General features: G+C 70.8%; 21 protein-coding genes. 18 read left to right on the forward strand and 3 right to left on the reverse strand.

Annotation, left to right across the window (positions count from 1 at the left end):
- Positions 1-15: 15 nt before the first annotated feature.
- On the reverse strand, positions 16-1,215 hold the full coding sequence (locus tag IEZ24_RS08040) for a glycoside hydrolase family 16 protein (protein ID WP_129456139.1): 1,200 nt from the start codon (positions 1,213-1,215) through the stop codon (positions 16-18).
- A gap of 135 nt (positions 1,216-1,350) precedes the next feature.
- Here IEZ24_RS08040 and IEZ24_RS08045 point away from each other — a divergent pair, with 135 nt between their 5' ends.
- The gene (locus IEZ24_RS08045; protein ID WP_129456140.1) at positions 1,351-1,986 is read left to right on the forward strand and encodes an MBL fold metallo-hydrolase; all 636 of its coding nucleotides are present in this window, start codon (positions 1,351-1,353) and stop codon (positions 1,984-1,986) included.
- Position 1,987: 1 nt separating this feature from the next.
- Here the strand turns inward: IEZ24_RS08045 and IEZ24_RS08050 are convergent, their stop codons facing one another.
- Positions 1,988-3,241, reverse strand: coding sequence for an isochorismate synthase (locus IEZ24_RS08050; RefSeq protein ID WP_129456141.1), 1,254 nt, complete (start codon positions 3,239-3,241; stop codon positions 1,988-1,990).
- Between the two features lie 118 nt (positions 3,242-3,359).
- Here IEZ24_RS08050 and IEZ24_RS08055 point away from each other — a divergent pair, with 118 nt between their 5' ends.
- Positions 3,360-4,547: an AMP-binding protein gene (locus tag IEZ24_RS08055; RefSeq protein WP_129456142.1), complete on the forward strand. Its 1,188-nt coding sequence runs from the start codon at positions 3,360-3,362 to the stop codon at positions 4,545-4,547.
- A gap of 13 nt (positions 4,548-4,560) precedes the next feature.
- Here the strand turns inward: IEZ24_RS08055 and IEZ24_RS08060 are convergent, their stop codons facing one another.
- Entirely contained in the window at positions 4,561-5,556 is a 996-nt protein-coding gene (locus IEZ24_RS08060; protein WP_224745008.1) for a L,D-transpeptidase family protein, read from the reverse strand.
- A 101-nt stretch (positions 5,557-5,657) separates the two neighbouring features.
- Between IEZ24_RS08060 and IEZ24_RS08065 the strand changes: the two genes are divergently transcribed.
- From IEZ24_RS08065 to IEZ24_RS08140, 16 genes are all read left to right on the forward strand, one after another.
- On the forward strand, positions 5,658-6,347 hold the full coding sequence (locus IEZ24_RS08065; protein ID WP_129456143.1) for a demethylmenaquinone methyltransferase: 690 nt from the start codon (positions 5,658-5,660) through the stop codon (positions 6,345-6,347).
- Positions 6,348-6,555: 208 nt separating this feature from the next.
- Complete coding sequence (locus tag IEZ24_RS08070) at positions 6,556-6,915, forward strand: NADH-quinone oxidoreductase subunit A (protein WP_129456144.1); 360 nt, start codon at positions 6,556-6,558, stop codon at positions 6,913-6,915.
- A 132-nt stretch (positions 6,916-7,047) separates the two neighbouring features.
- A complete protein-coding gene (locus IEZ24_RS08075) occupies positions 7,048-7,602 on the forward strand; it encodes a NuoB/complex I 20 kDa subunit family protein (RefSeq protein ID WP_129456145.1) in 555 nt (184 codons plus the stop codon).
- Positions 7,603-7,646: 44 nt separating this feature from the next.
- The gene (locus tag IEZ24_RS08080) at positions 7,647-8,474 is read left to right on the forward strand and encodes an NADH-quinone oxidoreductase subunit C (protein WP_397190529.1); all 828 of its coding nucleotides are present in this window, start codon (positions 7,647-7,649) and stop codon (positions 8,472-8,474) included.
- The gene (locus IEZ24_RS08085) at positions 8,474-9,814 is read left to right on the forward strand and encodes an NADH-quinone oxidoreductase subunit D (RefSeq protein WP_129456146.1); all 1,341 of its coding nucleotides are present in this window, start codon (positions 8,474-8,476) and stop codon (positions 9,812-9,814) included. Before IEZ24_RS08080 ends, IEZ24_RS08085 begins: the two co-directional genes overlap by 1 nt.
- A complete protein-coding gene (gene nuoE / locus IEZ24_RS08090; RefSeq protein WP_129456147.1) occupies positions 9,811-10,473 on the forward strand; it encodes an NADH-quinone oxidoreductase subunit NuoE in 663 nt (220 codons plus the stop codon). Before IEZ24_RS08085 ends, nuoE begins: the two co-directional genes overlap by 4 nt.
- A complete protein-coding gene (gene nuoF, locus IEZ24_RS08095) occupies positions 10,470-11,795 on the forward strand; it encodes an NADH-quinone oxidoreductase subunit NuoF (RefSeq protein WP_129456148.1) in 1,326 nt (441 codons plus the stop codon). The genes nuoE and nuoF overlap by 4 nt, the downstream gene beginning before the upstream one ends.
- Positions 11,792-14,230: an NADH-quinone oxidoreductase subunit G gene (locus IEZ24_RS08100; RefSeq protein WP_129456149.1), complete on the forward strand. Its 2,439-nt coding sequence runs from the start codon at positions 11,792-11,794 to the stop codon at positions 14,228-14,230. Before nuoF ends, IEZ24_RS08100 begins: the two co-directional genes overlap by 4 nt.
- Entirely contained in the window at positions 14,230-15,564 is a 1,335-nt protein-coding gene (gene nuoH, locus IEZ24_RS08105) for an NADH-quinone oxidoreductase subunit NuoH (RefSeq protein WP_129456150.1), read from the forward strand. The genes IEZ24_RS08100 and nuoH overlap by 1 nt, the downstream gene beginning before the upstream one ends.
- The gene (gene nuoI / locus IEZ24_RS08110; protein WP_129456151.1) at positions 15,557-16,117 is read left to right on the forward strand and encodes an NADH-quinone oxidoreductase subunit NuoI; all 561 of its coding nucleotides are present in this window, start codon (positions 15,557-15,559) and stop codon (positions 16,115-16,117) included. Before nuoH ends, nuoI begins: the two co-directional genes overlap by 8 nt.
- Positions 16,114-16,971: an NADH-quinone oxidoreductase subunit J gene (locus IEZ24_RS08115; protein ID WP_129456152.1), complete on the forward strand. Its 858-nt coding sequence runs from the start codon at positions 16,114-16,116 to the stop codon at positions 16,969-16,971. The genes nuoI and IEZ24_RS08115 overlap by 4 nt, the downstream gene beginning before the upstream one ends.
- Positions 16,968-17,261 (forward strand): NADH-quinone oxidoreductase subunit NuoK, encoded by a 294-nt coding sequence (nuoK, locus tag IEZ24_RS08120; RefSeq protein WP_129456153.1) that lies wholly within the window; start codon positions 16,968-16,970, stop codon positions 17,259-17,261. Before IEZ24_RS08115 ends, nuoK begins: the two co-directional genes overlap by 4 nt.
- Before the next feature lie 94 nt (positions 17,262-17,355).
- On the forward strand, positions 17,356-19,266 hold the full coding sequence (gene nuoL, locus IEZ24_RS08125) for an NADH-quinone oxidoreductase subunit L (RefSeq protein ID WP_129456216.1): 1,911 nt from the start codon (positions 17,356-17,358) through the stop codon (positions 19,264-19,266).
- Positions 19,263-20,750, forward strand: coding sequence for an NADH-quinone oxidoreductase subunit M (locus IEZ24_RS08130; RefSeq protein WP_129456154.1), 1,488 nt, complete (start codon positions 19,263-19,265; stop codon positions 20,748-20,750). The genes nuoL and IEZ24_RS08130 overlap by 4 nt, the downstream gene beginning before the upstream one ends.
- Positions 20,747-22,339 (forward strand): NADH-quinone oxidoreductase subunit NuoN, encoded by a 1,593-nt coding sequence (gene nuoN / locus IEZ24_RS08135; RefSeq protein ID WP_129456155.1) that lies wholly within the window; start codon positions 20,747-20,749, stop codon positions 22,337-22,339. The genes IEZ24_RS08130 and nuoN overlap by 4 nt, the downstream gene beginning before the upstream one ends.
- Positions 22,336-23,334 carry a polyprenyl synthetase family protein gene (locus IEZ24_RS08140; RefSeq protein ID WP_129456156.1) on the forward strand — a complete coding sequence of 333 codons (999 nt, stop codon included), beginning with the start codon at positions 22,336-22,338 and terminating at the stop codon, positions 23,332-23,334. Before nuoN ends, IEZ24_RS08140 begins: the two co-directional genes overlap by 4 nt.
- Positions 23,335-23,358: the final 24 nt, after the last annotated feature.

Genomic DNA, 23,358 nt, shown 5'->3' on the forward strand with positions numbered 1-23,358 from the left:
TGGCTGCTCAGCCGATCAGGACTGCGGGGTCTCCCACACGCGGACCCAGTCGACGTACATGTGCTGCGGCAGCTTCTTGTCCGACATCTCCAGCGCCTCGTAGTCGGAGGCGAGCAGGCTCAGGATGAGGTACTGCTGCTCCTTGGAGACGCGGGCCGACGTGCGCCAGGTCTCCTTGCCGTCGATGTAGAAGACGATCTTGCTCGGGTCCCACTTGACGGAGAAGACGTGGTAGTTCTTCGACCAGCCGTCGCGCTTGTTGTCGAGGAAGGACCTCGAGTCCTTGATCCACGAGCCGGTCTTGATCAGGCGCTTGCCCTTGTACCAGTGGATGAAGCTGGTCAGGCCGCCCTGCGGGTGCTTGTCGCCGAAGTACTCGATGACGTCGATCTCGTGGCCGTCGGAGTGCGGGCCGTTCTCGTTGGTCGGCTGCGACCAGAAGCTGGCGTGCTGGCCCTGGCTCTTGTGCATCTTGATGCGGGCCGCGGCGACGCCGTACTTGAAGTCGAAGCCGCCGTTGGTGCCGACGTGGCCGTTGAGGCGGTAGGCGATCTTCTTCTTGAGCTTGCGCGACTTCGCCAGGCACTTGCCCTTCTTGGCGCGGTCCTTGATGACGCTCAGGCGCAGGGCGCCGCCGGTGACCTTGACGGCCTTCGGGTCGCCCTTGGAGCACTTGCGCTTGCTGGTCGGCTCGTAGTCCTGGCCGCGCATGCTCCACACCGGGCTCAGCGTGCTGCCGGAGAACTCGTCGGTGAACGTCGGGACCAGCCACTGCGAGGTGTCGGCGGTCTTGCTGGTGACCTTCTTGAGGCCCTTGAACTTCATCGCGGTGACCCGGTAGGTCACGGCCGCGCCGCCCTTGGAGACGACGGCCGAGAAGTGGGCCCGGCCGGACTTCTCCTGCTTGGCGGTGCCGACCTTCTTCCAGGACGACCCGTTGAGCTGCTCGAGGACGACCTTGCGGCCGACCTTGACCGGCTTGATGGTGGCGGTGACGCCGGCCTTGGCCTTGTCAGGGCTGGCGGTGCGCTTGCCCTGCTGGACGATCTGCGGGAGCACCTCCAGGGAGATCTTCTGGCTGGCCTTCTTGGTCACCGACGTCGACGCGGGGCGAGCCGCGGAGTCGGAGGCCGAGCCGGTCTCGACCGTCAGGAGCAGGGACGCGGGCAGGAGCAGCGCGGTGACGCTGCCTGCGAGCACGCGGCGTGCAGACATGTAGGACTCTCTTCGTCTCGGGTGCGATTGGTGATTCCCCCAGGGCACTCCACCCGTCGGAGGCGGCCCCACCTTAACCTTCCGTCCCTCCCGTCGGACGATTCGGCGCGATCTCGACGCGCCTAGGGTGGGGTCATGCGGATCACCAAGTTCGGCCACGCGTGCGTGCGGGTCCAGGGAGACGGCGGCGTCGTGGTCATCGACCCAGGGGTGTTCACCGACGCCTCCGCCCTCGACGGGGCGGACGCCGTGCTGATCACCCACGAGCACGCCGACCACGTGCACTCCGACCACCTGCGGGAGCGCGACGTACCGATCTGGACGATCGCCGCCGTGGAGCGGCTGCTGCGCGAGCAGGCGCCCGACGTGGCCGCGCGGGTCACGGTCGTACGCCCCGGCGACAGGCTCGAGGTCGCGGGCACCGCCGTGCAGGTGGTGGGCGAGAAGCACGCGGTGATCCACCCCGACTACGACCGGTTCGACAACTCCGGCTACGTCCTCGAGTCGGGCGGGGCCAGCGTCTACCACCCGGGCGACGCACTGACACCGCCCGGCCGCGCGGTCGACGTCCTCCTCGCGCCGGTGAGCGCACCGTGGCTGAAGGTCAGCGAGGCCGTCGACTTCGTGCGCGAGGTCGCCGCCCCCAGGTCGCTGGCGATCCACGACCGCGTCTACAGCGACATCGGGCTCGACATGGTCGCCACCCACATGGGCAACCTGCTGCCCGAGGGGCAGGCCTTCGAGCGGCGCGACCCCGGCCAGGACCTCTGACTCAGTCGGCCTCGAGGGCGTCGCGGACCGGCACGAACTTGGCCTGCGACTCGGCCAGCTCGGCCTCGGGGTCGGAGCTCGCCACGATGCCGCAGCCGGCGAAGAGGCGTACGCCGCGGTCGGTGACCATCGCCGAACGCAGCGCGATGCCCCACTCGCCGTCGCCGGAGGCGTCCATCCAGCCCACCGGGCCGGCGTAGCGGTCGCGCGGCATCCCCTCGATCTCCGCGATGAGGCGCGTCGCCTCGGGGGTGGGGGTGCCGCCCACGGCGGCCGAGGGGTGCAGCGACTCGGCGAGCTGGAGCGACGTCGCGACGTCGTGGACGACGCCGTTCACGTCGGTGGCCAGGTGCATCACGTTGGGCAGGTGCAGGACGAACGGCGCCTCCGGCACGTTCATCGACGAGCAGTGCGGCTCGAGCGCGTCGGCGACCGAGCGCACGGCGTACTCGTGCTCCTCGAGGTCCTTCGACGACCGGGCCAGGGTCGCGGCCAGCGCCAGGTCGCGCTCGTCGTCGCCCGTACGCCGGATGGTGCCCGCGAGCACGCGGGAGGTCACCAGGCCGCGCTCGCGCCGGACCAGCATCTCGGGGGTGGCGCCGAAGAGGCCGTCGACGTGGAACGTCCAGCACATCTCGTACTGCGAGGCGAGGCGGCGCAGCGGCCAGCGGACGTCGAGCGGCTCGTCGGTGGTGGCGATGAGGTCACGGGCGAGGACGACCTTCTCGAGGTCGCCGGCGCCGATGCGACGCACCGCCTCGGCGACCACCGACATCCACTCCTCGCCGTTGCGGGCCCCGTCGGAGAAGACCAGTCCCACCGGCGCGGCCGGGGCCGGCGTGGGCGCGAGCGTCGGGGCGTCGACGGACACCGTCGTCAGCCACGTCCGGTCACCGCGCCGGCCGACGACGACCTGGGGGATCACGAGCACGGAGTCGCCGGGCTCGTCGGCGAAGGCGAACGTGCCGAAGCAGACGGGGCCGGTGCCGGGCTCGCCGACGTGGTCCTCGACGTCGGCTCGCGCGACGGTCTCCGACCACCACTTCACCGCGTCGCTGAACCGGGTCGGGCCGGAGGTCTCGAGACGGGCGGCGACACCCCAGCCGACCAGGCCCTCGCCGCGGCGCAGCCAGCTCACCGGCTGCTCGCGGGGGAGCAGGTCGAGGAGCGGGAGGTCCGCCAGGTCCACGGGGACCGTGCGCACGACAAGCGGCGCAGCAGGTCCGGGGGAGGGAGCGGACGCGGGGGTCGTCACGAAGGGGGAGCCTACGCCCGGGCGCACAGCGCGGTGACGTGAGATCGGCCAAACGGCGAACAGGAGAGGCGTACGTCACCTACCTTGCTTCGACACAGCGAGCCATCTAGGAGCCACCGTGCCTGTCGACGAATCTCCTCTCGTCCGGTTGGAGCGGCACGCGCGCAACCGCGCGCTCGAGGTCGCGGTGATGGAGCAGCGGGGCGGGGTCTGGTCGTCGCTGACGTGGAACGAGCTCTACCGCCGGGTGATCGACGGCGCCGCCGGCATGATCGAGGCCGGGGTGAACCCGGGCCAGGTGGTGGTGATCCGCGTCCCGACCGGCGTCCGGCAGCTCGAGCTCGAGCTCGCCACCCGCCTCGCGGGCGCGGTGCCGCTGCTGCTGCCCGACGAGCTCGACGCCGCCGAGGTGGGACGGCTCCTCGACGAGGTCCAGGTGCGCCTGGTCGTGGTGGACGAGGAGAGCCGGCTGGCACTGTTGCGCCGCGCCGCGCTGGCCGACGCGCAGCTCTTCGAGTGCGACGACCGCTCGTGGGAGCGGCTGCGGGGCATGGGCCTCGAGCGCCGCAAGCGCCAGCCCGACCTGCTGACCTGGGTGGCGGGCGCCCGTACGGGGGCCGCGTCCGGCGCGGTGCTCGGCCTGCCCCGCGAGAAGAGTCTCGCCTGGCTGTTCCGTCCCGAGTGCTCGGGCACCCTGTCCGACCTGACCGGCGACGACGTCGTGCTGCTGACCGGCGCGGCGACCGACCGCTTCACGACCGTCGCGCGTGACGCCCACCTCACCTCCGGGTGCGCGCTCGCCTGGGTGGAGTCGCCCGCGCAGCTCGAGGCGGCGCTCACCCACGTCGCACCCACCCACGTCCTGCTCGACCACGCCAGCGCCCGGGCGCTGGAGGACCTGCTCGAGGCAGGCACCGTCGACGGTGTCGCGTGGCACCCGACGCCGCGCGACGTGCTCGACGCGATGTCCGCGCAGGTGGCCGAGGCCCGGCTGGGCTCGCGCGCGCGAAAGCTCGCCGCGGACGTCGCGGCGCTCAGGCCCTGGTGGGGCGGCCGGCTGCGCGTGCTGGTGCTCGACACCCGCGTCAACCGGACGATCAGCGGCCTCGCGACCTCGCTCGGCTTCCGGATCGGCCGGATCGCCCACCACCCCGCGGTCAAGCTCGAGCTGTCCCGCGAGTACGCCGTGGTGCAGGTCCCGGCGGCATCCCGGGTCGAGGCGGCCGACGCGTCGCTCCCGCGCCGTGGTCGTGCGGGCGAGGGCCTCGACACCGCCTTCTCCCTGGCGGGCTCGCCGGGCGCCTGAGCGGGCCCGGGGTTCAGGACCGGTAGACGATCACCTTGTCGCCGATCAGGACCCGGTCGAACAGCCACGCCACCGCCGGGCGGTCGCGCACGTTGACGCAGCCGTGCGACGCCCCGTCGTAGCCGTTGGCGGCGAAGTCGGGGGAGTAGTGCACGGCCTGCCCGCCGGAGAAGAACATGGCGAACGGCATCGGGGTGTCGTAGAGGCTGGAGACGTGGTCGCGCGACTTGCGGAAGACCGCGAAGGCGCCCTCGCGGGTGGGCAGCTCGTCGGAGCCGAAGCGCACCTCGACGGTCTTGAGCACGACGCCGTCGACCACCCAGCGCAGTGACCGCGAGGTCTTGTCCACGCACATCGCCCGACCCGTCGTGCACCGCGGGTCCAGCGCGGGGCCGCTCGCGACGATGTTGAAGAGCTCGGCGCGGGTCGGCGTGCGCGTCATCTGCTGGAGGCGGGTGAGCGTACGGCGGTCGACCTGCCCGGTGACCGGGATGCGCCGCTTGGCCTGGAAGCCCTCGACGGCCGCGACGGTCGAGCGGGCGTAGCGGCCGGTGACGCGGCCGTCGTACCAGCGGACCTGCTTGAGGCGCGCCTGGACGTGGCGGACCCGCAGGCCGGTGTCACCGCGCTGGAGCAGGGGCCGACCGGGTGTGTAGACGTTGTGCAGCGCCTCGGTGGTCGGCTCGGTCGTGATCGCGGTGATCTTGAGCCAGGTGCGCTCGTCGACGACGCCGTCGGCGCGCCAGCCGCGACGACGCTGGAAGGTCGCGACGCCGGCCCGGGTCTCGCGGTCGAAGCGGCTGGTGACGACCTCGGAGTGCAGGTCGAGCTGGTGCAGGCGGCTCTGGAGCTCGCGCACCCGCCAGCCCGTGTCGCCGATCCGCATCGGGGTGAAGTCGGCGCGTGCCGCGCCGGCGGCGGTGGTCGTGCCGACCGCAGCGAGGCCGGTCAGGGTGACGAGCAGGACGAGCAGCGGCGCGACGAGGCGCTGCGCGGGACGGTGCGGCATGTGGTTCCTCCCCCGGGAAGCCGACGACGGGTCGATCATAGGGACGCCGTACGACGCCCCCGCGTTGCACGTGCCGTGGATCGGACGCCTACGCTCACGACGTGGCCCGCGCTGACCTGGACAAGCAACCGACCGACGTTCGTCGCATGTTCGACACCGTGGCCAGGCGCTACGACCTGACCAACGACCTGATGACGGCCGGCATCCAGCGCAGCTGGCGACGCTCCATGGTCGAGGCAGTCGCCCCGCGTCCCGGCGACCTGGTGCTCGACCTCGCCGCCGGCACCGGTTGCTCGAGCGAGCCGTTCTTCGAGCGCGGCGCCACCGCCGTGCCGTGCGACTTCTCCGTCGGGATGCTCCAGCAGGGCAAGAAGGACCGGCCGGCGCTGCCCTTCGTGGCCGGCGACGGCACGCGGCTCCCGTTCCTGGACGACACCTTCGACGCGGTCACCATCTCCTACGGCCTGCGCAACTTCGTCGACCCGGTCGCCGGGCTCAAGGAGATGCTCCGGGTCACCCGGCCGGGCGGCCGCCTGGTGGTGTGCGAGTTCAGCACACCCACCAACGGCGCCCTCCGCACCGTCTACATGGACGGCTTCATGCGCGCGCTGCCCGCGATCGCCTCGCTGACCGCCAGCGCCGCGGACGCGTACGTCTACCTCGCCGAGTCGATCCGCGCCTGGCCCGACCAGGCCGGGCTCGCCGACCTGGTCGCCGAGGCGGGCTGGCAGCGGCCCGAGTGGCGCGACCTCACCGGCGGCATCGTCGCCCTGCACCGCGCCACCGCCTGACGGGCCCGGCGCACGCGACGGCCCATTTAGGGCACGGTCCCGTCACCTAAATCCGCAGGTCAGGGCCGCAAACGGGGCCGATCGGCTGGTCCGGACCCCCGCGTGACGTACGTGACATCCGAGTCCTAGACTGTGGCACGCGCCACTCGTGAAGCCATTCACAAAGTCACATTCTCGGTGACGGCGCAGGTCCACCGGAAGGGAATCGATGGAGCTCTACACGCCGGTCCTCGCCCTGGCGCTGCTCGCGACGGGTTTTGCGGTCTTCTCCGTGGTCGTCAGCGCCTTCACCGGGCCCAAGCGCTACAACCGGGCCAAGCTCGACTCCTACGAGTGCGGCATCGAGCCGACTCCGCAGCCGATCGGCGGCGGCAGGATCCCGGTGAAGTACTTCATCACCGCGATGCTCTTCATCATCTTCGACATCGAGATCATCTTCCTCTACCCGTGGGCCGTCCACTTCGACCAGATGGCCCTGTTCGGCCTGATCGAGATGGTCCTCTTCATCGGCACGGTCTTCGTCGCCTACGCATACGTTTGGCGACGCGGCGGACTGGATTGGGACTGAGGCCCGTGATGCACGCACATTGCCCGCGTTGTCGTCGGTCGACGACCGCTCCGCTGCGCTCCGCTGAAGGTCGCCTTCCCTCCTCCGCCTTGGCACTGCACGCGCCTCACGACCCTCAGAGGGAGATCTGACATGGGACTGGAAGAGAAGCTGCCGTCCGGTGTCCTGCTGACGACCGTCGAGGGCGTCGCGGGCTACATGCGCAAGGCGTCGTTCTGGCCGGCCACCTTCGGCCTGGCCTGCTGCGCCATCGAGATGATGACCACCGGCGGCCCCAAGTACGACCTCGCCCGCTACGGCATGGAGGTCTTCCGGGCGAGCCCGCGCCAGGCCGACCTGATGATCGTCGCCGGTCGCGTCAGCCAGAAGATGGCCCCGGTCCTGCGCCAGATCTACGACCAGATGCCCGAGCCCAAGTGGGTGCTCGCCATGGGCGTGTGCGCCTCGTCGGGCGGCATGTTCAACAACTACGCCGTCGTCCAGGGAGTCGACCACGTCGTTCCCGTCGACATGTACCTCCCCGGCTGCCCGCCGCGTCCGGAGATGCTCATCGACGCGATCCTCAAGCTGCACGACCAGGTCCAGCAGACCAAGCTGGGCGTCAACCGCCGCAACGAGATCGCCGAGCTCGAGACGGCCGCGCTGCGCGCCCTGCCCACCTCGGAGATGAAGGGCCTGCTGCGGTGACCGACAAGCCTGACGAGAAGCACGACGAGAAGCACGACGAGAAGGTGGCCGGCAAGGCCGAGGGCGAGACGGACGACAAGACCGACGCCAACGAGAGCGCCCGGCCCGCCGAGGAGCGCAACCTCGAGGCGGCCAAGGCCGAGACCGGCACCGGCAGCGGTGTCGAGCAGCCGGCCCCCGAGAAGTCCCCGGAGAACGTCCCTGCCCCGACCGGCGAGGTGCGCTCCGTCGGGGCCCGCCACGGCATGTTCGGCGTCAGCGGCACCGGTGACACCTCCGGCTACGGCGGCCTGGTCGCCGCCAAGGTGTTCCCGGCCCCGTCCCAGAAGCCCTACGGCGGCTGGTTCGACGAGGTCGCCGGCGCCCTCGAGGCACGCCTGGAGGCCACCGAGCTCACCGCGGCCATCGAGAGCGTCGTGGTGCACCGCGGCGAGATCACCTTCCACGTACGCCGCGAGGACCTGCCGTTCGTGGCGCAGATGCTGCGCGACGACGAGGCGCTGCGCTTCGAGTTCTGCTCCGGCGTCAGCGGGGTCCACTACCCCGAGGACACCGGGCGCGAGCTGCACGCCGTCTACCACCTGACGTCGATGACCCACAACCGCCGCATCCGGGTCGAGGTCACCGCGCCGGACAGCGACCCGCACGTGCCGAGCCTGGTGAGCATCTACCCCACCCTCGACTGGCACGAGCGCGAGACGTACGACATGTTCGGGCTGGTCTTCGACGGCCACCCCGCTCTCACCCGGGTGCTCATGCCGGACGACTGGCCGGGCCACCCGCAGCGCAAGGACTACCCCCTCGGCGGCATCCCCGTCGAGTACAAGGGCGGCTCCATCCCTCCGCCGGACCAGCGAAGGTCGTACAACTGATGACTACAGAGCAGGACTTCTACTCCGCGCCCGGCGAGACCAGCCAGGGCCGAGTCTTCACCGTCACCGGCCAGGACTGGGACTCGATCACGCAGAGCATCGGCGAGTCCGCCGAGGAGCGCGTGGTGGTCAACATGGGTCCGCAGCACCCGTCCACCCACGGCGTGCTCCGGCTCATCCTCGAGCTCGAGGGCGAGACGGTCACCGAGGCCCGGTGCGGCATCGGCTACCTCCACACCGGCATCGAGAAGAACATGGAGTACCGCTCCTGGGTCCAGGGCACCACGTTCTGCACCCGGATGGACTACCTCTCGCCGTTCTACAACGAGGCGACCTACGTCCTGGGCGTGGAGCGCCTGCTCGACATCGAGGACGACATCCCGGAGAAGGCGCAGGTCATGCGCGTGCTCCTGATGGAGCTCAACCGCATCTCCTCCCACCTGGTCGCGGTCGCGACCGGCGGCATGGAGATCGGCGCGCTGACGGTCATGACGATCGGCTTCCGCGAGCGCGAGCTGGTGCTCGACCTGTTCGAGCTGATCACCGGCCTCCGGATGAACCACGCGTTCTTCCGTCCCGGCGGCGTCGCCCAGGACCTCCCGCCCGGTGCCCTCGACGAGATCCGCGACTTCATCGCCCTGATGAAGAAGCGCCTGCCCGAGTACGCCGCGCTCTGCAACGCCAACCCGATCTTCAAGGGCCGTCTCGAGGGCGTGGGCCACCTCGACCTCGCCGGCTGCCTGGCCCTCGGCATCACCGGCCCGGTCCTGCGCTCCACCGGCTACGCCTGGGACCTGCGCAAGACGCAGCCCTACTGCGGCTACGAGGACTACGACTTCGAGGTCCAGACCTGGGACACGGCCGACTCCTACGGCCGCTTCCGCATCCGCCTCAACGAGATGTGGGAGTCGCTCAAGATCGTCGAGCAGTGCGCCGACCGCCTCGCCGGCCTCGAGGGCGCGCCGGTCATGGTGGCGGACAAGAAGATCGCGTGGCCCAGCCAGCTCGCCATCGGCAGCGACGGCATGGGCAACAGCCTCGACCACATCCGCCACATCATGGGCGAGTCGATGGAGGCACTGATCCACCACTTCAAGCTGGTCACCGAGGGCTTCCGGGTCCCCGCGGGCCAGGCCTACGTCCCGATCGAGTCGCCCCGCGGCGAGCTGGGCGCCCATGTCGTCTCCGACGGCGGTACGCGTCCCTTCCGCGCGCACTTCCGCGACCCGTCCTTCACCAACCTGCAGGCCACGAGCGTGATGAGCGAGGGCGGCATGGTCGCCGACGTCATCGTCGCGATCGCCAGCATCGACCCCGTGATGGGAGGCGTCGACCGATGAGCCTGGACCAGAAGACCCGGGACGAGCTGCGCGAGATCGCGGCCCGCTACCCCGAGGCCCGCTCCGGCCTGCTCCCGATGCTGCACCTCGTGCAGTCGGTCGAGGGCCGGGTCACCCCCGAGGGCATCGAGGCGTGCGCCGAGGTGCTCGGCATCAGCGCCGCCGAGGTCAACGGCGTGGCGACGTTCTACACGATGTACAAGCGCAAGCCGGTCGGCGACTACCACGTCGGCGTCTGCACCAACACGCTGTGCGCGGTCATGGGCGGCGACCTGATCTTCGAGCGCCTCAAGGACCACCTCGAGGTCGGCAACGACGAGACCACCGAGGACGGCACGATCACGCTCGAGCACATCGAGTGCAACGCGGCGTGCGACTACGCCCCGGTGATGATGGTCAACTGGGAGTTCATGGACAACCAGACGCCGGAGTCGGCCGTGCAGGTCGTCGACGACCTCCGCGCCGGCAACGAGGTCCACTCCACCCGCGGGCCCCGGCTGTGCACGTGGCGCGAGGCCGAGCGCGTGCTCGCCGGCTTCCCCGACGACCGCGCCGACGAGGGCCCGGCCGCCGGGCCCGCCTCGCTCGCCGGCCTGAGGATCGCCCGCGAGAAGGGCTGGACGGCTCCGGCCGGGGAGAGCAAGGGGGAGAGCAAGTGACCGACACGTTGACTCCGGTCCTCACCGACAACTGGGACGCCGAGCGCGCCTGGACGCTCGCCTCGTACGAGGAGCGCGGTGGCTACGCCGCCCTCGACAAGGCGTTCGCGATGGCGCCCGACGACGTCATCGCCGCCGTCAAGGAGTCCGGCCTGCGTGGCCGCGGCGGCGCGGGCTTCCCCACCGGCATGAAGTGGGGCTTCATCCCGCAGGACAACCCCAAGCCGAAGTACCTCGTCGTCAACGCCGACGAGTCGGAGCCGGGCACCTGCAAGGACATCCCGCTCATGATGGCCAGCCCGCACACGCTGGTCGAGGGCGTCATCGTCAGCTCCTACGCGATCCGTGCCAACACCGCGTTCATCTACGTCCGCGGCGAGGTCCTCCACGTGATCCGCCGCCTCCAGCGCGCGGTGCAGGAGGCCTACCTGGCCGGTCACCTCGGCAAGAACATCCACGGCTCCGGCTACGACCTCGACCTGATCGTCCACGCCGGCGCGGGCGCCTACATCTGCGGTGAGGAGACGGCGCTGCTCGAGGGCCTCGAGGGCCGTCGCGGCCAGCCCCGCCTGCGCCCGCCGTTCCCGGCGGTCGCCGGCCTCTACGCCAGCCCGACCGTCATCAACAACGTCGAGTCCATCGCCTCGGTGCCGAGCATCATCGTCAACGGCCCGGCCTGGTTCGCCGGCATGGGCACCGAGAAGTCCAACGGCTTCGGCATCTTCAGCCTCTCGGGCCACGTCGCCAACCCCGGCCAGTACGAGGCCCCGCTCGGCATCACGCTGCGCGAGCTCATCGACCTCGCCGGCGGCATGCGCGAGGGCCACGAGCTGAAGTTCTGGACGCCCGGCGGGTCGAGCACCCCGCTCCTGACGCCCGAGCACCTCGACGTGCCGCTCGACTTCGAGGCGGTCGGCGCGGCCGGCTCGATGCTCGGCACGCGGGCGCTGCAGCTCTTCGACGAGACCACCTGCGTGGTCCGTGCGGTGCTGCGCTGGACCGAGTTCTACAAGCACGAGTCCTGCGGCAAGTGCACGCCGTGCCGCGAGGGCACGTGGTGGCTCACGCAGACGCTGGCCCGGCTGGAGAAGGGGCAGGGGAGCGAGGCCGACCTCGACCTGCTGCTCGACCAGTGCGACAACATCCTGGGCCGTTCGTTCTGCGCGCTCGGCGACGGCGCCACCAGCCCGATCTCGAGCTCGATCCAGTACTTCCGCGACGAGTACCTCGCGCACCTCACCCACGGGGGCTGCCCGTTCGACCCGGCCGCCTCGACCACCTTCCCCTCGCTGTCCGACACTGCGGCTGGAGCCACTGCATGACGACCACCCCTGCGCGTACGGAGGTCGAGACGGTCACCCTGACCATCGACGGCGTCCAGGTGAGCGTCCCCAAGGACACCCTGGTGATCCGCGCCGCCGAGCAGGTCGGCGTCCAGATCCCGCGCTTCTGCGACCACCCGCTGCTCGACCCGGTCGGCGCCTGCCGCCAGTGCCTGGTCGACATCCCCGACGCCGGCAACGGCCGCGGCTTCCCCAAGCCGCAGGCCTCCTGCACGTTGCCGGTGGCCGAGGGCATGGTCGTCAACACCCAGGCGACCAGCGAGGTGGCCGACAAGGCCCAGCAGGGCGTGATGGAGTTCCTGCTGATCAACCACCCGCTCGACTGCCCGGTCTGCGACAAGGGCGGCGAGTGCCCCCTCCAGAACCAGGCGATGAGCAACGGCCGCGGCGAGAGCCGCTTCGCCGGGTCCGGTGGCGTCAAGCGCACCTTCCCCAAGCCGATCAACATCTCCGCGCAGGTCCTGCTCGACCGCGAGCGGTGCGTGCTGTGCGCGCGCTGCACCCGCTTCTCCGAGCAGATCGCGGGCGACCCGTTCATCGCCCTCGCCGAGCGCGGTGCGCTCCAGCAGGTCGCGATCTACGAGCGCGAGCCCTACGAGAGCTACTTCTCCGGCAACGCCATCCAGATCTGCCCGGTCGGTGCGCTCACCTCGGCCGACTACCGCTTCCGCTCGCGCCCGTTCGACCTCGTCTCGACGCCGGGCGTGGCCGAGCACGACTCCTGCGGCGCCGCGATCCGCATCGACCACCGGCGCGGCAAGGTCATGCGCCGCCTCGCCGGCAACGACCCCGAGGTCAACGAGGAGTGGATCAGCGACAAGGACCGCTTCGCCTTCCGCTACACCCAGGTCGAGGACCGCATCACCTACCCGCAGATCCGCGAGGACGGTGAGCTCCGGCCCGCGTCGTGGCCCGAGGCCTTCGCCGTCGCCGCCCGCGGTCTCCGCGACGCCGGTGCCGCCGCGGTCCTCACCGGTGGCCGCCTGACCGCCGAGGACGCCTACGCCTACGCGAAGTTCGCCCGCGTCGCCCTCGACACCAACGACGTCGACTTCCGCGCGCGTCCGCACACCGCCGAGGAGGCCAGCTTCCTGGCCTCGCACGTCGCGCTGTCCGGTGACGTGACCTACTCCGACCTCGAGGCCGCTCCGGTCGTCGTGCTCCTCGGCCTCGAGCCCGAGGACGAGGCCGCCACGATCTTCCTGCGGCTGCGCAAGGCCGCCAAGCGCGGTCGTACGCAGGTCGTCTCCGTCGCGCCCTACACCTCGCGCGGCCTGGCCAAGATGAAGGGCCGGCTCGTGCCCACCGCCCCGGGCGCCGAGGTCGAGGCCATCGGCTCGCTCCGGGACGCCGAGCACGGGATCACGAGTGACGCGATCATCCTCGTCGGCGAGCGCCTGGCCCAGACCCACGGAGCGCTCAGCGCGGCCGCGGACCTCGCGGCCGGCACCGGTGCGCGCCTGGCGTGGGTGCCCCGTCGCGCGGGTGACCGCGGTGCGGTCGAGGCCGGCGCGCTACCCACCCTGCTGCCCGGTGGACGTCCCGTCGGCGAGGCCTCGGCCCGCGTCGACGTGGCTGCCGCGTGGGGTGTGGGGTCGCTGCCCGCCAAGCCGGGTCGTGACGGCAACGCCATCGTCGCGGCCCTCGCCAAGGGTGACCTCGGCGGCGTGGTCGTCGGCGGCGTGGACCCCGACGACACCGCCGACCCGGCCGCCTTCCGAGCCGCCCTCGACGCTGCCGGCTTCGTGGTCAGCCTGGAGCTGCGCGAGACCGACGTGACCCGCGTGGCCGACGTCGTGCTCCCGGTCGCCCCGGTGACCGACAAGGCCGGCACGTTCGTGACCTGGGACGGTCGCCCGCGCTCCTTCGACGCCGTCTTCACCAACCCCTCCTCGCTGCCCGACCTGCGGGTCCTCGCCGGCATCGCCGACGAGCTGGCCGCGCTGGGGACGGGCCGCTCGCTCGGCTTCCGTACGGTCGCCGAGGTGCGCGCGGAGATGCAGGCGCTCGGCCCGTGGGACGGTGCCCGCCCCGCCCTCGACGCCGGCAAGGCCCCCAAGCCCCCCAAGGGCCCGCGCAAGGGCGACACGCCCCTCGTGCTCGCGACGTGGAAGCAGCTGGTCGACCTGGGCTCGATGCAGGACGGCGAGGAGCACCTGCGGGCCACCGCCCGTACGCCCGTCGCCCGCGTCAGCCGCGCGACCTACGAGTCGGCACTCGGCATGCTCGAGGCCCAGCCGGCCGGCGAGCAGCTCGTCACCGTCACCGGTGACCGCGGCAGCGTGACGCTGCCGGTCGTGGTCGCCGACCTGCCCGACGGCGTGGTCTGGGTCCCGGCCCGGTCCTTCGGTCGCGGGGTCCTCGCCGAGCTGGCCTCGCCCGGCAGCCCGGTCACCCTGAAGGGAGCCTCCTGATGAAGCAGCTCGCTCCGCTGGCAGCGGACCTGCCCGCCCCGGGACTGGACGCGTTCGGGCAGGACCCGTGGTGGGTCATCCTGCTCAAGGCCGTCTTCATCTTCCTGATCCTGGTCCTGCTGACGCTCTTCAACATCTGGTTCGAGCGTCGCGTCGTGGCCCGGATGCAGCACCGCGTCGGCCCCAACGTGCACGGCCCCTTCGGCCTGCTCCAGTCGCTCGCCGACGGCGTCAAGCTCGCGCTGAAGGAGGACATCATCCCCAAGGCGGCCGACAAGGTCGTCTTCCTCCTGGCCCCGGTGATCGCCGTGGTGCCGGCCTTCGTCACCTGGGCGGTCATCCCGCTCGGGCCGACGGTCAACTTCTTCGGCCACCAGACGCCGCTGCAGCTCACCGACATGCCGGTGGCGGTGCTCTTCATGCTCGCCATCGCCTCGATCGGCATCTACGGCATCGTCCTCGGCGGCTGGTCCTCCGGCTCGACCTACTCGCTGCTCGGCGGCCTGCGCTCGAGCGCGCAGATGATTTCCTACGAGGTCGCGATGGGCCTCGCCCTCGTCGCGGTCTTCCTCTACGCCGGCTCGATGTCCACCTCGGAGATCGTCGCCGCGCAGGACCGCCTGTGGTTCGGCCTGATCCTGCTGCCGTCCTTCGTCATCTACGTCATCTCGATGGTCGGCGAGACCAACCGTGCCCCCTTCGACCTCCCCGAGGCCGAGGGCGAGCTGGTCGGCGGCTTCCACACCGAGTACTCCAGCCTGAAGTTCGCGCTGTTCTTCCTCGCCGAGTACATCAACCTCGCGACCGTGTCGGCCATCGCCACCACGCTGTTCCTCGGCGGCTGGGCCGCACCGTGGGGCATCGAGAACGTGTGGGAGGGCGCCAACAGCGGCTACTGGCCCCTGCTGTGGTTCTTCGGCAAGGTCTTCATCTTCATCTTCATGTTCGTCTGGCTGCGCGGCTCGCTGCCCCGCATGCGCTACGACCAGTTCATGGCGCTCGGCTGGAAGGTCCTCATCCCCGTCTCGCTGGCCTGGATCGTGGCCGTGGCCACCATCCGCGTCATCTCGATCGAGGGCAACATCGACCGCACCTACCTCGTCGCCGCCATCGCGGTGCTGCTCGTCCTGACCATCGGCCTGATGTTCGTCGGCGAGAAGAAGGCCGAGGAGGCGCCGGTCGAGGATAGCGAGGAGCCCCACGACGCGTTCGCCGGCGGGTTCCCCGTCCCGCCGATGCCGGCGGGAGGCCCCGTACGCGGTGGCGCCGCGCCGCTCACGTTCGCCACCGGCCGCACCACCGTCACCGCTTCAGCGGAGGAGAACCATGAGTGAGTCCCCCCAGAACCCCGGCCAGGAGTCCAAGGGGATCAAGGAGAGCTTCTGGGACCCGATCGCCGGGTTCGGCGTCACCTTCCGCACGATGTTCAAGAAGGTCGTCACCGAGCAGTACCCCTTCGAGAAGCTCCCGACGGCGCCCCGCTTCCACGGCCGGCACCAGCTCAACCGCTGGCCCGACGGCCTGGAGAAGTGCATCGGCTGCGAGCTGTGTGCATGGGCCTGCCCGGCCGACGCGATCTACGTCGAGGGCGCGTCCAACGTCGACCTCGAGGACGGCTCCGGCCGCTTCAGCCCCGGTGAGCGCTACGGCCGCGTCTACCAGATCAACTACCTGCGCTGCATCCTGTGCGGGCTGTGCATCGAGGCGTGCCCGACGCGCGCGCTGACGATGACCAACGAGTACGAGCTGGCCGACAACAACCGGGCCGACCTGATCTACGAGAAGTCCGACCTGCTGGCCCCGCTGCTGCCCGGCATGGAGCAGCCGCCGCACCCGATGCGCCTCGGCGACGACGAGGGCGACTACTACAGGGGGACCACGCGATGACGTTCTGGATCCTCGCCCCGATCATGGTCGCCGCCGCTCTCGGCATCCTGTTCGTCCGCAAGGCCGTGCACGCCGCGCTGCTGCTGGCCGTGGTGATGATCAGCCTGGCGTTCCTCTACGCCGTGCTCGACGCGCCGTTCCTGTTCGCGGTGCAGATCATCGTCTACACCGGCGCCATCCTCATGTTGTTCCTGTTCGTGATGATGCTGATCGGCGTCGACGCCGCCGACTCGGTCGTGGAGACCATCCGCGGCCAGCGGGTGATGGCGGTCGTCCTCGGCCTGGCCTTCGGCACCGTGCTGGTGCTCGGCATCAGCCAGGTGACCTTCGGGGTCGTCGTCGGCCTCGACGAGGCCAACGCCGGCGGCAACGTGCCGGCCATCGCCAACATCCTGTTCTCCCGCTACGTCTTCGCCTTCGAGGCCACCAGCGCCCTGCTCATCACCGCCGCGCTGGGCGCGATGGTGCTGGCGCACCGCGAGCGCCTCACGCCGAAGGCCGGCCAGGCCGAGCTCGCCGCGCAGCGGATGCGCGACTACGCCGAGCACGGCAAGCACCTCGGGCCGCTGCCCTCGCCGGGCGTCTACGCCCGGCACAACGCGGTCGACACCCCGGCGCTCCTGCCGGACGGCACCGCTGCCGAGTCCTCGGTGTCCCGAGTGCTCGCCGCCCGCGGCACCGTCCGGTCCGCTCCCGCGCTCGCCGACGACATCGACGACGTACGCCGCCAGCTGGCCGGCCTCGAGGGGCACAGCGACCCGGCCGCGATGCCCGAGACCTCCGGCAAGGCCGGCGCGCCCGCCAGCACCGAAGAGGACGTGGACAAGCACGTGGACAAGGACGTGGACAAGTGACCCAGTACATCGTCCTGTCGGCGATCCTCTTCACGATCGGCTGCGTGGGTGTCCTCACCCGCCGCAACGCGATCGTGGTGTTCATGTGCGTCGAGCTGATGCTCAACGCCTGCAACCTGGCGTTCGTCGCCTTCGCCCGCCAGCACGGCAACCTCGACGGCCAGATCACCGCGTTCTTCGTGATGGTGGTCGCCGCCGCGGAGGTCGTGATCGGGCTCGCGATCATCATGACCATCTTCCGCACCCGACGCTCGGCCTCGGTCGACGACGCCAGCCTGCTGAAGTACTGAGGGAGCGCTCGTGAACCTGTTGTCCCACTCGGCGCTGCTCGTCGGCCTGCCCATGGCCGAGGAAGGAGCCCACGCGCCCGTGGTCGCGCCCGACATGGGTGCCGGCGGCGTGTTCGACCTGCTGTGGCTGGTCATCGCGCTGCCCGTGCTCGGCGCTGTCCTGCTGCTCGGCGTGGCTCCGTTCCTCCCGCCGTCGCTGAGGGCGACCGTCGACAAGCACGGCCACCTGCTCGGCACGGCGATGGCCGCGCTCTCCTTCGTGCTCAGCCTGGTGCTGTTCGTGACGCTGCTCGGCCGCGACGCGGAGGAGCGTCAGATCGGCCAGCAGCTGTGGACCTGGTTCGAGACCGGGTCGCTCACCGTCGGCATGGACCTGCTCTACGACCCGCTGGCCGCGCTGTTCCTGCTCCTCATCACCGGCGTCGGCTCGCTGATCCACGTCTACGCCATCGGCTACATGGAGCACGACCCGCGCCGCCGCCGGTTCTTCGGCTACCTCAACCTCTTCGTCGCCGCGATGCTCACGCTGGTCCTCTCGGCGAACTTCGTGGGCCTGTTCCTGGGCTGGGAGGGCGTCGGCCTGGCGTCCTACCTCCTCATCGGGTTCTGGCAGCACAAGCCGTCCGCGGCCGCCGCGGCCAAGAAGGCCTTCGTCATCAACCGCGTCGGTGACATCGGCCTGTCGCTGGCGATCGCGCTGATGTTCGCGACGTTCGGCACCACCGACTTCGGCGCGGTCAGCGAGCTGGCCGGCGAGGCCGACCAGGGCACGCTCAACGCCCTCGGCCTGCTGCTCCTGCTCGGCGCCTGCGGCAAGTCCGCGCAGGTCCCGCTCCAGGCCTGGCTGCTCGACGCGATGGAGGGCCCGACCCCGGTCTCCGCCCTCATCCACGCCGCGACCATGGTCACCGCCGGCGTCTACCTCGTGGTCCGCGCCAACTTCATCTACGAGCTCACCCCCGTGGCGCAGACCGCGGTCGTGGTCGTCGCGACGGTCACGCTCCTGTGGGGTGCGATCCTCGGCTGCGCCAAGGACGACATCAAGAAGGCGCTGGCCGGCTCGACCATGAGCCAGATCGGCTACATGATGCTCGCCGCGGGCCTCGGCCCGGCCGGCTACCCCTACGCGATCTTCCACCTGCTCACCCACGGCTTCTTCAAGGCCAACATGTTCCTGGGAGCCGGCTCGGTGATGCACGGGATGAACGACGACGTCGACATGCGTCACTACGGCGCGCTCCGCAAGGCGATGCCGGTCACGTTCCTGACCTTCGCCATGGGCTACCTCGCGATCATCGGCTTCCCCGGCTTCTCCGGCTTCTGGTCCAAGGACCGGATCATCGAGACCGCGCTCGCCGAGAACCTGCTCGTCGGGATCCTCGCGCTGCTGGGCGCCGGCATCACCGCGTTCTACATGACCCGGCTGATGCTGATGACCTTCTTCACCAGCAAGCGCTGGGAGGAGGACGTCCACCCGCACGAGTCGCCCCGGGTCATGACGGTGCCGCTCATCGTGCTGGCCGCGCTCTCGGTCCTCGGCGGCGTGCTGCTGCTCGGCGACTGGATCAAGACCTGGCTCGAGCCGGTCACCGGCACCGTGGAGCACCACGAGCCCCCGCTGCCGGCGATCGTGATCACCCTGATCATCACCGCGGTCGTCGCGATCGGCGTCGCCGCCGCCTGGTTCCTCGTGGGCAGGCGCGAGATCCCGCGCGAGGCCCCGCGCGACGTGTCCTTCGCGACCCGTGCGGCGCGCGCCGACCTCTACGGCGACGCGATCAACGACGCGGTCGTCGTACGCCCCGGTGCCGGGCTCGTCGGCGGGCTCACCGCCTTCGACCGCCACGGTGTCGACGGTGCCGTCGAGGGTGGCTCGCTCGCCGTCGGCGGCCTGTCCTCCACGCTGCGGCGTGTGCAGAACGGCTTCGTACGCTCCTACGCCCTGTCCCTCCTCGGTGGCGCCCTGCTGGTCGTCCTGGCTCTCCTGGCGGTGAACCTCCGATGATCCTCACCATCCTGATCCTGCTGCCGCTGCTCGGCGCGGTCGTCACGGCCCTCGTGCCCGGCGCGCTCGCGCGGCTGGTCGGCCTCGGCTTCTCCGCGGCGACCCTGGTCGTCGGCGTCGTCGTCGCCACCCGGTACTCCCTGGGCGGGGGCATGCAGCTCACCGAGACCCGTACGTGGATCGAGTCGCTCGGGGTCCACTACGCCCTCGGCGTCGACGGCCTCGGCCTGCTCATGGTGCTGCTCACCGTCGTCCTCGTGCCGATCGTGCTGCTCGCCGGCTGGAACGAGTCCGAGGCCGAGGGCAACAACGGCGCCCGGTCGTTCTTCGCCTGGACTCTCGCGCTCGAGGCCATGTCGCTGGCGGTGTTCACCGCCACCGACGTGCTCCTCTTCTACGTCGTGTTCGAGGCCACGCTCATCCCGGCCTACTTCCTCATCGGCGGCTTCGGCCGGGCCGGTCGGGGACGTGCCGCGACCAAGTTCCTCATCTACCAGCTCGCCGGCGGGCTCATCATGCTCGCCTCGGTGATCGGGCTCTACGTGGTCTCGGCCGACGCCGGCAACCCGAGCTTCCTGATCAGCGACCTCGCGGCGCTCGACATCGACGAGACCACCCAGCGCTGGCTGTTCGTCGGCTTCTTCATCGCCTTCGCGATCAAGGCGCCGATGTTCCCGGTGCACACCTGGCTGGCCGACACCACCGAGAAGGCGACCACCGGCACCTCGGTGCTCCTGGTCTGCATCCTCGACAAGATCGGCACCTTCGGCATGCTGCGGTTCTGCCTCGGCCTGCTGCCGGACGCCTCGCAGTGGGCGACGCCGGTCGTGGTGGTGCTCGCGCTCATCTCGATCATCTACGGCGCGCTCGTGGCCATCGGCCAGGACGACGTGCTGCGCCTGATCGGTCTGACGTCGCTCTCGCACTTCGGCTTCATCGTGCTGGGCATCTTCGTGTTCAGCCCGACGGGCGGCACCGGCGCGATCCTCTACATGGTCAACCACGGCATCGCGACCGCCCTGATGTTCCTGGTGGCGGGTTTCCTGATCCACCGGACGGGGACGGCGTCGATCCGCGAGATGGCCGGCGTGGAGAAGAGCGCCCCGGTGCTGGCGGGCTTCTTCCTGGTCGGCGGCCTCGCGGCGGCCGGCCTGCCCGGCCTGTCGCCGTTCGTCTCGGAGATGCTGGTCATCGTCGCCGCGTTCGACCACCACTGGCTGGTCGGCTCGGTCGCGGTGCTGGCCATCGTGCTGGCGGCGTTCTACGCGCTCTGGATGTACCAGCGCACCATGACCGGCCCGGACCGCCCAGGCGTCGCCCCGGTGGTCGACCTCGACCGGCGTGAGGTCGGCATCCTCGCGCCGCTGCTGCTCGCGCTCGTGCTGTTCGGCTTCTACCCGATGCCGCTGCTCGACGTCATCAACCCGTTCGTCCACGACTCGCTCGCGGCGGTGGGCATCGGCCAGGAGGGTGGTCCCCAGTGACCGAGTTCGTGAAGCCCAGCATCGAGTACTTCGAGCTCTGGCCGCTGCTGGTCGTCTTCGGTGTCGCCTGCCTCGGCGTCGTCGTGGAGGCGTTCCTGCCGCGCACGCTGCGCTACCCCGTCCAGGTGGTCCTCGCCCTCGGCGGCCTCGCCCTCGCGCTCGTCGGCGTGGTGCTGGTCGCGCAGGACGTGCAGACGTACGAGGACGGCGCCGCGCGCGGCATCCTCGCGGTCGGCGGCACGATCGCCGTCGACGGGCCGAGCCTGTTCATCTGGGGCCTGGTCCTCGCGCTGTCCATCGCCGGGGTCCTGCTCTTCGCCGAGCGTCACCTCGACGGCGGGGTCTCGGCCTTCGCCGGCCAGGCCGCCGCGGTGCCCGGCACCGACGCGGAGACCGCGTCCATCGCGGCCAACCGCGAGCACACCGAGGTCTACCCCCTCATGGTGTTCGCGGTCTTCGGCATGATGCTGTTCCCGGCCGCCAACGACCTGCTCACCATGTTCGTCGGCCTCGAGATCCTGTCGCTGCCGCTCTACCTGCTCAGCGGCCTCGCGCGGCGTCGTCGCCTGCTCAGCCAGGAGGCCGCGCTCAAGTACTTCCTGCTCGGCGCGTTCTCGTCCGGTTTCTTCCTCTACGGCGCGGCCCTGCTCTACGGCTTCGCCGGCTCCATGGACTTCGCCGCGATCAACGAGGCCGTGCGCAACGACGTCGGCAGCTCGAGCCTGCTGCTGATCGGCACCGGCCTGATGTCGGTCGGCCTGCTCTTCAAGGTCGGCGCGGTGCCGTTCCAGGCGTGGACCCCCGACGTCTACCAGGGGGCGCCGACCCCGGTCACGGCCTTCATGGCCGCCGGCACGAAGGTCGCCGCCTTCGGCGCGATCATGCGCCTCTACTACGTCGCGCTCGGCGCGGACCGCTGGTCCTGGCAGCCGATGCTGTGGATCATCGCGATCCTGTCGATGTTCGTCGGCGCCGCGCTCGCCATCACCCAGAGCGACATCAAGCGCCTGCTGGCCTACTCCTCGGTGGCGCACACCGGCTTCATCCTCACCGGCGTGCTGGGCGTGCAGGCCTCCGGGCAGCTCGCGACCGGCGAGATCAGCTCGGTGCAGGCGGTGCTGTTCTACCTCGCGACCTACGGCTTCGCGACGATCGGCGCCTTCGCGGTCGTCGGCCTCGTGCGCGACGGCGGTGGCGAGACCACCGCGATCGACCGCTGGGCCGGCCTCGGCAAGGAGTCGCCCGTGGTGGCGGGCGTGTTCGCCTTCTTCCTGCTGGCGATGGCGGGCATCCCGCTCACGTCCGGGTTCGTCGGCAAGCTCGCGGTGTTCTCCGTGGCCCTCGCCGCCGGTGCCTGGCCCGTGGTGGTGGCGGCCGTGCTCGCCAGCATCATCGCCGCGTTCCTCTACATCCGGGTCATCAAGGTCATGTACTTCGACGAGCCCGTCGGGGCCGGCCCGAGCGTGGCGTACCCGTCCGTGCTGACCGCGACGACCATCGCCGTCGGCGTGGCCGTGACCCTCGTCCTCGGCGTGCTGCCGGGGCCGGTGCTCGACCTGGCGGCGGTTGCGGGAGAATTCATCAGGTGACCGACTCTCCCCTCGCACTGCCTGTCGTCGACGCCGCTCTCGAGCAGCGGCTGGTCGAGCGGCTGGCGCGCATCGAGGAGCTGCTCGCCGAGCACTGCCGGGGGCGTGCGGACTTCGTCTCCGAGGCCGCGACCCACCTGATGATGGCCGGCGGCAAGCGGTTCCGGCCGCTGCTGGTGCTGCTGGCCGCCGAGACCGGGCCCGACCCTGACGCCGACGAGGTGCACACCGCTGCCTGCGTCGTCGAGCTCACCCACGTCGCCTCGCTCTACCACGACGACGTCATGGACGAGGCCGACCTGCGGCGCGGTGCGGCCACGGGCAACGCCCGCTGGGGCAACAACGTCGCGATCCTCACCGGCGACTTCCTCTTCGGCCGGTCGTCGGAGCTCACCGCCGACCTCGGCCCGGAGGCCGTACGGATCCAGGCGCAGACCTTCACCCGCCTCGTCGAGGGCCAGATCATGGAGACGGTCCCGCCCGGTCCCGGCGAGGACCCGCTCGCGCACTACCTCGACGTCGTCGCCGGCAAGACCGGCTCGCTGATCGCGACCTCGGCGCGCTACGGCGCGATGTTCAGCGGGGCGCGGCCCGAGGTCGTCGAGGCGCTCAGCGCCTACGGCGAGATCGTCGGGTCGGCGTTCCAGCTCACCGACGACATCCTCGACATCGCATCGGAGTCCGACGCCTCCGGCAAGACGCCCGGCACGGACCTCCGCGAAGGCGTGCCGACCCTCCCGGTCCTGATGGCGCAGGCCTCGACCGACCCGGCCGACGCCCGCCTGCTGTCGCTGCTCGGTCGCCCGCTCACCGACGACGCCGAGCACGCCGAGGCACTCGAGCTGATGCGCGCGCACCCCGCGATGGACCAGGCCCGCGACCACGTGCTCGCCGAGGCCGCTCGCGCCAAGAAGCTCCTCGAGGCCCTCGACCCCGGTCCCGTCCGCGAGGCGCTGGAGTCCTTCGCCGACATCGTGGCCACGCGCACGTCCTGACGCGGGCTCGCCCGCGACGCTGTC

This window comes from Nocardioides ganghwensis, assembly GCF_014779655.1.
Lineage (GTDB): Bacteria > Actinomycetota > Actinomycetes > Propionibacteriales > Nocardioidaceae > Nocardioides > Nocardioides ganghwensis.

What these genes read in the sequence shown, in the direction of transcription:
- IEZ24_RS08040 (WP_129456139.1), bottom strand. Translation starts at nt 1,215, where the DNA reads ATGTCTGCACGCCGCGTGCTCGCAGGCAGCGTCACCGCGCTGCTCCTG.
- IEZ24_RS08045 (WP_129456140.1), top strand. Translation starts at nt 1,351, where the DNA reads ATGCGGATCACCAAGTTCGGCCACGCGTGCGTGCGGGTCCAGGGAGAC.
- IEZ24_RS08060 (WP_224745008.1), bottom strand. Translation starts at nt 5,556, where the DNA reads ATGCCGCACCGTCCCGCGCAGCGCCTCGTCGCGCCGCTGCTCGTCCTG.
- IEZ24_RS08070 (WP_129456144.1), top strand. Translation starts at nt 6,556, where the DNA reads ATGGAGCTCTACACGCCGGTCCTCGCCCTGGCGCTGCTCGCGACGGGT.
- IEZ24_RS08075 (WP_129456145.1), top strand. Translation starts at nt 7,048, where the DNA reads ATGGGACTGGAAGAGAAGCTGCCGTCCGGTGTCCTGCTGACGACCGTC.
- IEZ24_RS08085 (WP_129456146.1), top strand. Translation starts at nt 8,474, where the DNA reads ATGACTACAGAGCAGGACTTCTACTCCGCGCCCGGCGAGACCAGCCAG.
- nuoE (WP_129456147.1), top strand. Translation starts at nt 9,811, where the DNA reads ATGAGCCTGGACCAGAAGACCCGGGACGAGCTGCGCGAGATCGCGGCC.
- IEZ24_RS08100 (WP_129456149.1), top strand. Translation starts at nt 11,792, where the DNA reads ATGACGACCACCCCTGCGCGTACGGAGGTCGAGACGGTCACCCTGACC.
- nuoH (WP_129456150.1), top strand. Translation starts at nt 14,230, where the DNA reads ATGAAGCAGCTCGCTCCGCTGGCAGCGGACCTGCCCGCCCCGGGACTG.
- nuoI (WP_129456151.1), top strand. Translation starts at nt 15,557, where the DNA reads ATGAGTGAGTCCCCCCAGAACCCCGGCCAGGAGTCCAAGGGGATCAAG.
- IEZ24_RS08115 (WP_129456152.1), top strand. Translation starts at nt 16,114, where the DNA reads ATGACGTTCTGGATCCTCGCCCCGATCATGGTCGCCGCCGCTCTCGGC.
- nuoL (WP_129456216.1), top strand. Translation starts at nt 17,356, where the DNA reads ATGGGTGCCGGCGGCGTGTTCGACCTGCTGTGGCTGGTCATCGCGCTG.
- IEZ24_RS08130 (WP_129456154.1), top strand. Translation starts at nt 19,263, where the DNA reads ATGATCCTCACCATCCTGATCCTGCTGCCGCTGCTCGGCGCGGTCGTC.